General features: G+C 71.2%; 8 protein-coding genes. All 8 read left to right on the forward strand.

Annotation, left to right across the window (positions count from 1 at the left end; translation table 11 throughout):
• Window positions 1–2: 2 nt before the first annotated feature.
• The 8 genes from OHS17_RS24185 (at window position 3) to OHS17_RS24220 (ending at window position 12,169) form a co-directional block, all read left to right on the forward strand.
• A complete protein-coding gene (locus OHS17_RS24185; RefSeq protein ID WP_330313845.1) occupies window positions 3–1,064 on the forward strand; it encodes an ABC transporter ATP-binding protein in 1,062 nt (353 codons plus the stop codon).
• Complete coding sequence (locus OHS17_RS24190) at window positions 1,061–2,041, forward strand: ABC transporter permease (protein ID WP_330313846.1); 981 nt, start codon at window positions 1,061–1,063, stop codon at window positions 2,039–2,041. The genes OHS17_RS24185 and OHS17_RS24190 overlap by 4 nt, the downstream gene beginning before the upstream one ends.
• 4 nt (window positions 2,042–2,045) lie before the next feature.
• Window positions 2,046–3,032: an ABC transporter permease gene (locus OHS17_RS24195; RefSeq protein ID WP_330313847.1), complete on the forward strand. Its 987-nt coding sequence runs from the start codon at window positions 2,046–2,048 to the stop codon at window positions 3,030–3,032.
• Window positions 3,029–4,042, forward strand: a complete 1,014-nt coding sequence (locus OHS17_RS24200) for an ABC transporter ATP-binding protein (RefSeq protein WP_330313848.1) — start codon at window positions 3,029–3,031, stop codon at window positions 4,040–4,042. The genes OHS17_RS24195 and OHS17_RS24200 overlap by 4 nt, the downstream gene beginning before the upstream one ends.
• Before the next feature lie 44 nt (window positions 4,043–4,086).
• Window positions 4,087–5,508 (forward strand): GH1 family beta-glucosidase, encoded by a 1,422-nt coding sequence (locus tag OHS17_RS24205; RefSeq protein ID WP_330313849.1) that lies wholly within the window; start codon window positions 4,087–4,089, stop codon window positions 5,506–5,508.
• Between the two features lie 55 nt (window positions 5,509–5,563).
• On the forward strand, window positions 5,564–7,438 hold the full coding sequence (locus OHS17_RS24210; RefSeq protein ID WP_330313850.1) for a discoidin domain-containing protein: 1,875 nt from the start codon (window positions 5,564–5,566) through the stop codon (window positions 7,436–7,438).
• Between the two features lie 140 nt (window positions 7,439–7,578).
• Window positions 7,579–10,656 (forward strand): glycoside hydrolase family 3 protein, encoded by a 3,078-nt coding sequence (locus OHS17_RS24215; RefSeq protein ID WP_330313851.1) that lies wholly within the window; start codon window positions 7,579–7,581, stop codon window positions 10,654–10,656.
• 91 nt (window positions 10,657–10,747) lie between these two features.
• Window positions 10,748–12,169 carry a hypothetical protein gene (locus OHS17_RS24220; protein WP_330313852.1) on the forward strand — a complete coding sequence of 474 codons (1,422 nt, stop codon included), beginning with the start codon at window positions 10,748–10,750 and terminating at the stop codon, window positions 12,167–12,169.
• Window positions 12,170–12,180 lie beyond the last annotated feature (11 nt).

Here is a 12,180-nt window from a genome sequence, read left to right on the forward strand (position 1 = left end):
CCATGTCTGAACAGCCAGAGAACAACCACATCGTGCTCGAAGCACGCGGAGTCACCAAGCACTTCGCCGTACGGCGCAACGCCCGCGATCTCCTCGCGCGCACCCGCCGTACCGTCCACGCCGTGGACGACGCCTCGCTGCAACTGCGGCGCGGCACCGTCACGGCACTGGTGGGGGAGTCGGGCTCCGGGAAGTCCACCGTCGCCAGACTGCTCGCGCAGCTGTATCCGCTCACCTCGGGCGAGATCCACCTGAACGGGCAGCCGGCGAAGGCCGGACGTGGCCGGTCCTTCCGCAGTTACGTACGCCGGGTCCAGCTCATCTTCCAGGACCCGTTCGCCTCGCTGAACCCCGTGCACACCGTGCGCTACCACCTGACCCGGTCGCTGAAGATCCACGGCCGGGCGGGCAAGGGCGAGGCGGAACTGGAACAGAACCTGACCGCTCTGCTGAACCGCGTCCAGCTGACTCCTCCTCATCAGTACCTGGACAAGTTCCCGCACGAGCTGTCGGGCGGTCAGCGCCAGCGCGTGGCCATCGCCCGCGCGCTCGGCGCCGACCCCCAGGTCCTCCTGGCCGACGAGCCGGTCTCGATGCTGGACGTGTCCATCCGGCTCGGGGTGCTCAACCTGCTCAAGGACCTCAAGGACCGGCTGCACCTCGCGATCCTCTACATCACCCACGACATCGCGTCCGCCCGCTACTTCGCGGACACCACCCTGGTGATGTACGCCGGCCGCATAGTCGAGGGCGGTGACAGCGAGACCGTCACGCAGCGCCCCGCACACCCCTACACCCAGCTGCTCATCGCCTCCGCGCCGCACCCCGACCGGCAGGCCGCCGAGGACGAGCCGGAGGACCAGGGCAGCGGCGAGCCCCCGTCGCTCATCGCCCCGCCCGCCGGCTGCCGCTTCCACCCCCGCTGCCCCAAGGCGATGGAGCGCTGCCGCACCGAGCTGCCGCCCCGGTTCGACCTGGCCGACGGCCAGTGGGCCGCCTGCTGGCTCTACGACGGCACCGGTACCGCCCGCACCGACGACCACGAGAAGGAGGCTGCGAAGTGAAGTTCCTGCTCCAACGGCTCGCCTTCTACCTGGTCACGGCCTGGGCCGCCATCACGATCAACTTCCTCATCCCGCGCCTCATGCCCGGCGACCCCGTCCAGGCGCTCATCGCCCGCTTCCAGGGCCAGCTGGACACCAGCGCCATCGACTCGCTGAAGGCCCTCTTCGGGCTCGACAAGCAGCAGTCGCTGTGGGAGCAGTACACCGACTACTGGGTGCACCTGTTCCACGGCGACCTCGGCCTGTCGTTCACCTTCTTCCCGACCCCGGTCAGCGAGGTCATCGCGCAGTCGCTGCCCTGGACGCTGGCGCTCGTCGGGATCACCACACTGATCAGCTTCCTGCTCGGCACCGGCATCGGGGTCTTCACGGGCTGGCGGCGCGGTTCCTGGATGGACAACCTGCTCCCCGTCACCACCTTCATCTCCTCCATCCCGTACTTCTGGCTCGGGCTCATCGCGATCTCGCTGTTCGCCGTGAAGTGGCCGCTCTTCCCGGCCGACGGCGGCTACGACAACTCGCTGGTGCCCGCCTTCGACTGGCCGTTCATCTCCAGCGCGCTCTACCACGGGGTGCTGCCCGGCTTCACGATCGTCCTCAGCGCGGTCGCCGGCTGGATCCTCGGCATGCGGAACATGATGGTGACGGTGTCCAGCGAGGACTACGTCATGGTCGCCCAGGCCAAGGGCCTCTCCGAGCGCCGGGTGATGTTCGGCTACGCGGCACGCAACGCGATCCTGCCCAACATCTCCGGGTTCGCCCTCTCGCTCGGCTTCATCGTCGGCGGCACGCTCCTGGTGGAGATGGTCTTCTCCTACCCGGGCATCGGCTACCAGCTCTTCCAGGGCGTGGGCGCCAAGGACTACCCCCTCATGCAGGGCATCTTCCTCATCATCACGCTCTCCGTCCTGGCGGCGAACCTCCTCGCCGACATCCTCTACATGCTCCTCGACCCCCGTACCCGAAGGGAGGCGTAGGGCTGTGGCCGTCACCGCATCCGAGGTCGCCGTACTCGACGCGACCGAAACCCCGGCAGCGAGCAAGCGCAAGTTCCGGTTCCTGCGCGGCCGGAAGACCGCCATCGGCCTGGGCATCCTGCTCTTCTTCGTGCTGATCGCGATCATCGGCCCGTGGATCGCCCCGTACGACCCCAGCGCGATGAGCCAGGACCTGCTGGAGGCACCCTCCGGCTCGCACTGGTTCGGCACCACGCAGACCGGTCAGGACGTGCTCTCGCAGATCCTCGTCGGCACCCGGGGCGTCCTCGTCGTCGGCTTCGTCGCGGGCATCCTCGCCACCGCCCTGTCCGTGCTGATCGGCGTCACCGCCGGCTTCCTCGGCGGGCTGGCCGACGAGGCGCTGTCGCTGCTGTCCAACGTCTTCCTGGTCATCCCGGGACTGCCGCTGATCATCATCATCGCCAGCTTCGTCACGGACGCCGGCGACCTGCTCATCGCCTTCGTCATCGCCCTCACCTCCTGGGCCTGGGGCGCCCGCGTGCTGCGCGCCCAGACCCTGTCGCTGCGCCGCCGCGACTACGTGGAGGCGGCCCGCGCCACGGGCGAGCCGACCTGGCGGATCATCCTCTTCGAGGTGATGCCGAACCTCACCGCCGTCATCGCCTCCGGCTTCGTCGGCACGGTCATCTTCGCGATCCTCTCCGAGATCACCCTCGCCTTCATCGGCGTCGCCGACATCTCGAACTGGAACTGGGGGACCGTCCTGTTCTGGGCGCAGTCCAGCCAGGCACTGGCCCAGGGCGCCTGGTGGTGGTTCGTCCCGGCCGGGCTCTGCATCGCCCTGCTCGGCATGTCCCTCGCCCTGATCAACTTCGGCATCGACGAATTCGTCAACCCGCGCCTGCGCACCGAGACCGGCGGTTCCAAGAAGGTCAAGATGCGCGTCGGCTTCACCCCGGTGGCCCGCACCGGCACCAGCACCCCGCGCCACAAGGAGTCCCGCTCATGAGCGAGCCCGTCCTCACCATCAGCGGCCTCAACGTGGACTACGGGACCGGCACCGACGCCGTGCACGCCCTGCGCGACATCGACCTCACCCTGCACCGCGGCGAGGTCCTCGGCCTCGCCGGCGAGTCCGGCTCCGGCAAGTCCACCCTGGCCTACGCGGTCACCCGGCTCCTCTCCCCGCCCGGCGTCATCACCGGCGGCGAGGTCCACTACCACGGGCGCGACGGCCGGGCCATGGACCTGCTCGCCATGTCGGCGGCCGAGCTGCGCGCCTTCCGCTGGGCGGAGCTGTCCATCGTCTTCCAGGGCGCGATGAACTCGCTGAACCCCGTCTACACGGTGCACGCCCAGCTCACCGACGTACTCCAGGCGCACCGCCCGGAGATGAAGAAGGCCGACCGCACCGCCCGGGCCCGGGAGCTCCTCAGCCTCGTCGGGATCTCCCCGGACCGGCTCGGCGCCTACCCGCACCAGCTGTCCGGCGGCATGCGCCAGCGCGTGATGATCGCGATGGCGCTCGCCCTGGAGCCCGAGATCGTCATCATGGACGAGCCGACGACCGCGCTCGACGTGGTCATGCAGCGGCAGATCCTGCGGCAGCTGGTCCGGCTCCGCGAGGAGCTCGGCTTCTCGGTCGTCTTCATCACCCACGACATCTCGCTGCTGATCGAGTTCTCCGACCGGATCGCGATCATGTACGGCGGCCGGATCGTGGAGGAGGCGGGCGCCACCGAGATCTACCGCGACCCCCACCACCCGTACAGCGCCGGGCTGCTGCACTCCTTCCCCGCGCTGCACGGACCCCGCCGCGAACTCAGCGGCATCCCCGGCTCGCCCCCGCACCTCTCGGCGATGCCCACCGGCTGCGCCTTCCACCCCCGCTGCGCCAAGAAGGTCGAGGGCTGCGACACCCACGTCCCGGTGCTCGCGGCGCCCGGGACGGACGGCTCCCGCTCGGTGGCCTGCTGGCTCCACCACGAGGCCCCGGCCACCGCCGCCGCCCGCGCCTAGCCCCCGCCGGCCGCCGCCCCGAGCAACGCAACCACAGGAGAACCATGAACCTCGTCACCCCCCAGGCATACGCCCGCGAGATCGCCGCCCAGGCCGTACCCGGTCTGCCCGCCGGCTTCCGCTGGGGCGTCGCCACAGCCGCGTACCAGATCGAGGGCGCGGCGGCCGAGGACGGCAGAACGCCGTCCATCTGGGACACGTACTGCCGGGTGCCGGGCATGGTCGTCCGCGGTGAGAACGGTGACGTGGCGTGCGACCACTACCACCGCATGCCCGAGGACGTGCAGCTCATCGCGGACCTCGGCGTCGACACGTACCGCTTCTCGCTGGCGTGGCCGCGCATCCAGCCGGGCGGCCGGGGCCCGGCCAACGCCAAGGGCCTCGACTTCTACAAGCGCCTGCTGGACGAGCTGGAGGCCAAGGGCATCACCCCCTGGGTCACCCTCTACCACTGGGACCTGCCGCAGGAGCTGGAGGACGCGGGCGGCTGGCCGGCGCGCGACACCGCGTACCGCTTCGCCGAGTACGCCGCGCTCGCCTACGACGCGTTCGGCGACCGGGTCAAGCACTGGACCACGCTCAACGAGCCCTGGTGCTCCGCGATGCTCGGGTACGCCTACGGCGGCCAGGCGCCGGGCCGGCAGAACCTCGGCGACGCCATCCACGCCGTGCACCACCTGCTCCTCGGCCACGGTCTCGCCTCCCAGTACCTGCGCGAGCAGGCCGCCGCCCGGGGCAACGACCTCGAACTCGGCATCACCCTCAACCTGGGCACCGCCTCCCCGGAGACCGACAGCCACGAGGACGCCGAGGCGTGCCGCCGCGCGGACGGCATGGGCGCCCGGCTCTACCTGGACCCGGTCGTCAAGGGCACCTACCCCGAGGACGTCGTCGCCGACCTCGCCGCCCAGGGCATCGAACTGCCCGTCCAGGACGGCGACCTGGCCGCGATCTCGACGCCGCTGGACGTGCTCGGGGTCAACTTCTACCGCGGTTCGCTGTTCTCCGGCGTGACGGAGGACGGCGCGACCACGGACGCGGAGGGGCTGCCCGTCACCCGTCAGGTGGAGCGCGACCTGCCGCGTACCGCCATGGACTGGGAGATCACCCCCACCGCCCTCACCGACCTGCTCGTCCGTCTGGAGAAGGACTACGGCCTCCCGACGGTCATCACGGAGAACGGCGCCGCCTTCGACGACACCGTCTCCGAGGACGGCGAGATCCACGATGCCGACCGCACCACCTATCTCGCCGATCACATCGCCGCCGTCGCCGCCGCCCGCGCCCAGGGCGCGGACGTGCGGGGCTACTTCGCCTGGTCGCTGATGGACAACTTCGAGTGGTCCTACGGCTACGACAAGCGGTTCGGCATCGTCCGCGTCGACTACGACACGCAGGTGCGGACGCTCAAGGACAGCGCCAAGTGGTACCGCGACACCATCCGGCTCACCCGCGACGCGTCATAGCCGCGACCGCGGGTGTGGCGCCTCACCCTCACCGATACGAACGGGACACCCCACCATGCCCTCTCGTACGACCCTGGCAGCCACCACCGCCGCTCTGATCGCCCTCGCCGCCCCCATGGCCTTCGCCGCCCCGGTCCCCAAGCCGGCGGCGGCGCAGGCCGCGGCCTGGGACACCGACCGGGCCGCCGCCGCCCACGCCGCCGACCCGGGCTCCGTCACCGCGTCCGGGAGCGAGAACGACGCCTCCGGACCCGGGGCGGTGGCCGACGGCGACGGCACCACCCGCTGGTCCAGCAACTTCGCCGACGACGCCTGGATCCGGGTCGACCTCGGCTCCGTCATCCGCGTCAGCAGCGTCACCCTGGACTGGGAGGCCGCCTACGGCAAGAAGTACGTCCTGGAGGTGTCGAAGAACGGCACCGACTGGACCACCTTCTACACCGAGGACGACGGCACCGGCGGCAGCGTCACCGCGCACACCTACCCGCAGGAGGTCACCGGCCGCTACGTGCGGATGCGCGGCATCCAGCGCGCCACCTCCTGGGGCTACTCGCTGTACTCCTTCAAGGTGTACGGAGGAGAGCCCGCCCCGGCCTCCACCACCCGCAGCAACCTCGCCCTCAACCACCCCGCGTACGGCGACTTCTACCAGCACGCGGGCAACTCCCCGGCCTTCGTCACCGACGGCGGGTGGCCCGCCGACCTGAAGGCCGACCAGTCCCGCTGGTCCAGCGACTGGAACGCCAACCGCTGGGTGGGCGTCGATCTCGGCGCCACCTCCACCATCGACAGCGTGGACCTGTACTGGGAGGCGGCCTACGCCGTCGACTACCGCATCCAGGTCTCCGACGACAACCGCACCTGGCGCACCGTCTACCAGCCGTCCGCCTCCGAGGTCGCCGCCCGCCGCGCGGACGTCAAGTCGCCCGGCGACGCCGTCGGACGGCACGACACCGTCCGGCTGCCCACCCCGGCGACCGGCCGCTACGTCCGGATGCTGGGGGTCGAGCGGCGCTCGTTCTACAACCCGGCGCCCGCCACCGCCCAATTCGGCTACTCGCTCTACGAGTTCCAGGTGTGGGGCACCGGCGGCAGCGCGAACGCCGCCTACCCGGCCCTCCCCAAGGACCCCGGCGGCGCCTACACCACCACGTTCTTCGACGACTTCACCGGCTCAGGACTCGACCGCGACAAGTGGCGGGTGGTGCGCACCGGCACGGAGATGAACCCGGTCAACGGCGAGTCGCAGGCGTACGTCGACTCGGCGGACAACACCCGCACCGAGAACGGCGCCCTCGTCCTCCAGTCGAAGTACTGCAAGGGCTGCACCCAGACGCCCGCGGGCACCTTCGACTTCACCTCCGGCCGCATCGACACCAACACCAAGTTCGACTTCACCTACGGCAAGGTCAGCGCCCGCATGAAGCTGCCGGTCGGTGACGGTTTCTGGCCGGCCTTCTGGATGCTCGGCAGCGACGTCGACAACCCGGACGTCTCCTGGCCCGGCTCGGGCGAGACCGACATCATGGAGAACATCGGCTACGGCGACTGGACCAGCTCGGCGCTGCACGGCCCGGGCTACTCCGCCGACGGCAACATCGGCAAGCAGCAGACGTACGCGAACGGCGGCCGCGCCGACCAGTGGCACACCTACGGCGTCGAGTGGACGCCGGAGGGCATGACGTTCACCGTGGACGACCGCGTCGTGCAGACGACCTCCCGCTCCAAGCTGGAGTCCACGCGCGGCAAGTGGGTCTTCGACCACAACCAGTACGTGATCCTCAACCTGGCGCTCGGCGGCGCGTATCCCGCCGGGTGGAACAAGGTCACCAGCCCTTACTGGGGCCTTCCGCAGTCCAGCGTCGACCGCGTCGCGCAGGGCGGCGTCAAGGCGGTGATCGACTGGGTGCGGGTGGAGCAGAAGAAGTAGCGCCCCCGCCCCCCCCGAGCCACCCCCCACGCACCACCACCCCCCACAGGCACGTCACCTTCCCGTACCACCCGCGCCCCGCGCGCGGCCCGGCACCCACGCCGGGCCGCGCGCGGGCACCGTACGAAGGAGCCGCACAGATGCCACCCCGCACCCGCCGCCGGGCGAGACCCGTGACCGCCGTGCTGGCCGCCGCCACCGTGGTGGCCGGCCTGCTCGCCGGGGCGGTCCCGTCCACGGCCGCCCCGGCCGACGAGGACCCGGCACCGGTCGCCGTCGACCGCTTCGAGGGGGAGGTGCCCTTCGCCAACCAGCCGGCCGAGGGCATCTTCACCTGGGGCGGCGACGCCGACGACCCGCCCACCCTGGCGCTGAAGGACCGGGCCGACGCCCCCGAGGGCGCCAAGGTCCTCGAAGGCACCTACGACATCAGCGGCTACGGCGGCTTCAGCCACGACTACGCCGCCGACCAGCCCGCCCACGACTGGTCCGCCCACAAGGGCATCCGCTTCTGGTGGTACGGCCAGAACACCGCGCCCCTGCCGCCCGGTTCGGGCAAGCGGATCGCCTTCGAGATCAAGGACGGCGGCGCCAACGGCGAGGCCTCCGAGCTGTGGACCACCTCCTTCACCGACGACTGGGAGGGCTGGCACCTCGTCGAGATCCCGTTCGCCGACTTCACCTACCGGGGCGACTACCAGCCCGTCGGCGGCATCGACCAGGTCCTCGGCCTGAACGAGATGTGGGGCTACGCCCTCACCCTGCCGCCCGGCACCCCCGGCACGTTCGCCATGGACGGCGTGGAGCTGTACGGCAAGGCCGACGCGGCCCTGAAGGCGAGCGTCGTCACCGACGCCGCGGTGGTCCCGGTCGAGCAGGGCGCCTCCGCGTCCCTCGGCTTCACGCTCACCACGACCGGGTCCCTCCCGCTGGAGGAGCCCGTCACCGTCGCGTACGAGACGAAGGGCGGCACGGCGAAGCCCGGCACCGACTTCACGCCGGTCAGCGGCACGTACACCTTCCCTGCGGGCACCGCCTCCGGCACCACCCACCAGGTGAAGGTCGCGACGAAGAAGGTCTCCGGTGCCGCCGCCGCGAAGACCGTCCCGCTGGAGCTGACCGTCACCGGCGCCCGGCCGCCGAAGGAGAACCCGCAGGCCGTCATCGACGCCCACGGGCTCCCGTACCAGAACGCGAAGCTGCCGGTGAAGCAGCGCGTCGCCGACCTGCTCTCCCGGATGTCGCCCGCCGAGAAGGCCGGCCAGATGACCCAGGCCGAGCGCAACGCGCTCTCCTCGCAGGGCGACATCGCCACGTACGACCTCGGCTCGCTGCTCTCCGGCGGCGGCTCGGTCCCCTCGCCCAACACCCCCGAGGCGTGGGCCAAGATGATCGACGGCTACCAGCTGCGCGCCCAGGCCACCCGCTTCCAGATCCCGCTGATCTACGGCGTGGACGCGGTGCACGGCCACAACAACCTGGTCGGCTCGACGATCATGCCGCACAACGTCGGCCTCGGCGCCACGCGTGACCCGAAGCTGGCCGAGAAGACCGGTGCCGTCACCGCGAGCGAGGTCCGCGCGACCGGCGTCCCGTGGGACTTCGCGCCCTGCCTCTGCGTCTCCCGCGACGAGCGCTGGGGCCGTTCGTACGAGGCGTACGGGGAGGACCCGGCCCTCGTGAAGTCCCTGGAGACCGTGATCCAGGGCATGCAGGGCGCCGCCTCCGGCAAGGACCTGGACCGCAACGACAAGGTGCTGGCCACCGCCAAGCACTACGTCGGCGACGGCGGTACGGAGTACGGCTCGTCCACCACCGGTTCGTACACGACCGACCAGGGCGTCACCAAGGTCACCCGGCAGGAGCTGGAAGCCGTCCACCTCGCGCCCTTCGAGGACGCGGTCAAGCGCGGGGTCGGCACGGTCATGCCGTCCTACTCCTCGCTCGACATCATCGGGGACGACAAGGGCCCGGTGAAGATGCACGGCGACGCCGAGATGATCAACGGTGTCCTCAAGGACCGCATGGGCTTCGAGGGCTTCGTCATCAGCGACTACAAGGCGATCGACCAGCTCCCCGGCGACTACGCGAGCGATGTGCGCACGTCGATCAACGCCGGGCTCGACATGATCATGGTCCCGACCGAGTACAAGGACTTCACGAAGACGCTCCAGGACGAGGTCACCGCGGGCCGCATCCCGCAGTCCCGGATCGATGACGCGGTCTCCCGCATCCTGACCCAGAAGTTCCGGCTGGGCCTCTTCGAGAAGCCGTACGCGGACACCGCCAACCTGAAGAAGATCGGCTCGGCGGAGCACCGGGCCGTGGCCCGCGAGGCCGCCGCGAAGTCGCAGGTGCTGCTGAAGAACGACGGCAACGTGCTGCCGCTGAAGCCCTCGCAGAAGGTGTACGTGGCCGGCTCCAACGCCGACGACATCGGCAACCAGGCCGGTGGCTGGACCGTCAGCTGGCAGGGCTCCTCCGGTGCCATCACTCCGGGCACCACGATCCTGTCCGCCATGAAGAAGGACGCCGCCTCCGTCACGTACTCCAAGGACGCGTCCGCCGACACGGCCGGCTACGACGTCGGTGTGGTCGTCGTCGGGGAGACCCCGTACGCGGAGGGCGTCGGTGACGTCGGCAATGGGCACGACCTGAAGCTGTCCGACGCCGACAGGGCCGCGGTCGACAAGGTCTGCGCCGCGATGAAGTGCGCCGTCCTGATCGTCTCGGGCCGTCCCCAGCTCATCGGGGACCAGCTCGACGGCATCGACGCGCTGGTGGCGTCCTGGCTGCCGGGCTCCGAGGGCGACGGCGTCGCCGACGTCCTCTTCGGCAAGCGGGCCTTCACCGGGCAGCTCCCGGTGACCTGGCCCAAGTCCGAGGCGCAGCTCCCGATCAACGTGGGCGACGCCTCGTACGACCCGCAGTTCCCGTACGGCTGGGGCCTGACCACGCTGAGGAAGCCCCCGGCCGGCGGCGAGGTCACGCTCGCCCTGCTCGGCCTGGCCGCCCAGGTCGCCGAGCGCACCGGCCTCGGAAAGACCGAGGTCGGCCGGGAGATCGTCGGCCAGGCCCGGCTGCTGGTCCAGCAGAAGACCGGCGGCAAGCTGACCGAGAAGGTGTCCAAGCCGTTCGCGGACGCCGACCACCTGCTGCTCACCGGTGATCTGACCGGTGCGGTGGCGAAGCTCAGGACGGCCTACCGGGCCGCCTGAGGACGCGGAACGGGCGGGCGGCACCAGGAGGCCGCCCGCCCGTTCCGTACGTCCCGACCCGTTTCGTACGTGTGTGCGTTAGCTTGGGAGTATGCGGAACAGGCCGTTTCTCGTCCTCACGGCCCCGGCGGCGCTCCTGGCGGGGCTCCTGGCCCTGCTGTCCGCCCTCGCCCTCTTCCTGGCCCCGGCAGCGGCCCCCGCCGCTCCGGCCGCGACCGGCGCCTCCACCGTGAACGACGTCGCCCAGGCCCTGCGCAAGGGGCCCGTCTACGTCGACCCGGCCGCGTCCGCCGAGCTCTCCCGGAGCCAGGCCGCCGCGCTGAGCAAGAAGATCGAGGACGCGGACAAGCCGGTGTTCGTGGCCGTGCTGCCGAACACCGCCGCCTTCCCCGAGGACACCGTGCTGCGCACCCTGCGCGCCGAGACCGGCATCACCGGCGTCTACGCGATCCGCCTCGGCGACGGCTTCAGCGCGGGCGCCGACCCGCAGGTCATGTCCCGGAACGCGGTCATCAACCTCACCGCCGCCGTGAAGACCCCCGGCGCGGACACCGACGCGGCGACCCAGCTCAACACCTTCGTGGACCGCGCCCTCGAACAGGCCCGGGGCAGCGCCCCCGCCTCCTGGAGCGGCGGCGAGCACTCCCCGTCGACCGGCAGTTCGACCGCCGTCGGCCTGGCCGTGACCGGGGCCGTGGTCGTCCTCGGCGGCGCCGCGGCGTACACGGTCGTACGCCGCAACCGCAGGCGCAAGGAGGAAGAGGAGCGGGTCGCGCTCGACAAGCTGCGGGTGGTCGTGGACGAGGACATCACGGCGTACGGGGAGACCCTGGAGCGGCTGGACTTCCACCCCGCGGAGCCCGGCGCCGACGACGCGATGCGCGGCGACTACGAACGCGCCCTCGACTCCTACGAGAGCGCCAAGTCCCGTATGGCCGGGGCGAAACACCCCTCGGACGTGCGCGGGGTGACCCAGGCCCTGGAGGACGGGCGCTACTCGCTCGCGGTGCTCGACGCCCGCCGCTCCGGCCGCGAGCTCCCGGCCCGCCGCCCGCCCTGCTTCTTCGACCCGCGCCACGGCCCCTCCGTTGCGGACGTCCGCTGGGCCCCTGCGGGCGGCAGCGCCCGGGAGGTCCCGGTGTGCGCGGCGGACCGGGTGCGGCTGAACGAGGGCGAGGACCCGATGAGCCGCACGGTCGAGGTGGGCGACGGCACCCGCCGCCCGTACTGGGAGGCGGGCCCGGCCTACGGTCCGTGGGCGGGCGGCTACTTCGGCGGCGGCCTGCTGCCGGGGCTCCTGGTGGGCACGATGCTCGGCTCGATGCTGGCCACCCCGGCGTACGCGGCGGACTACGGGGGCGGTGACTACGGCGGCGGCGACTTCTCGGGCGGCGACTTCTCCGGCTCGGACTTCGACTCGTCCGGCTTCGGAGGCGGCGGTTTCGGGGACGGCGGCGGCTTCGGCGACGGGGGCGGGTTCGGCGGCGGCGGGGACTTCGGGGGCGGCTTCTGAGCACGGGGAGC

Origin of the sequence: Streptomyces sp. NBC_00523, from assembly GCF_036346615.1 — a bacterium.
Classification (GTDB): Bacteria; Actinomycetota; Actinomycetes; order Streptomycetales; family Streptomycetaceae; genus Streptomyces.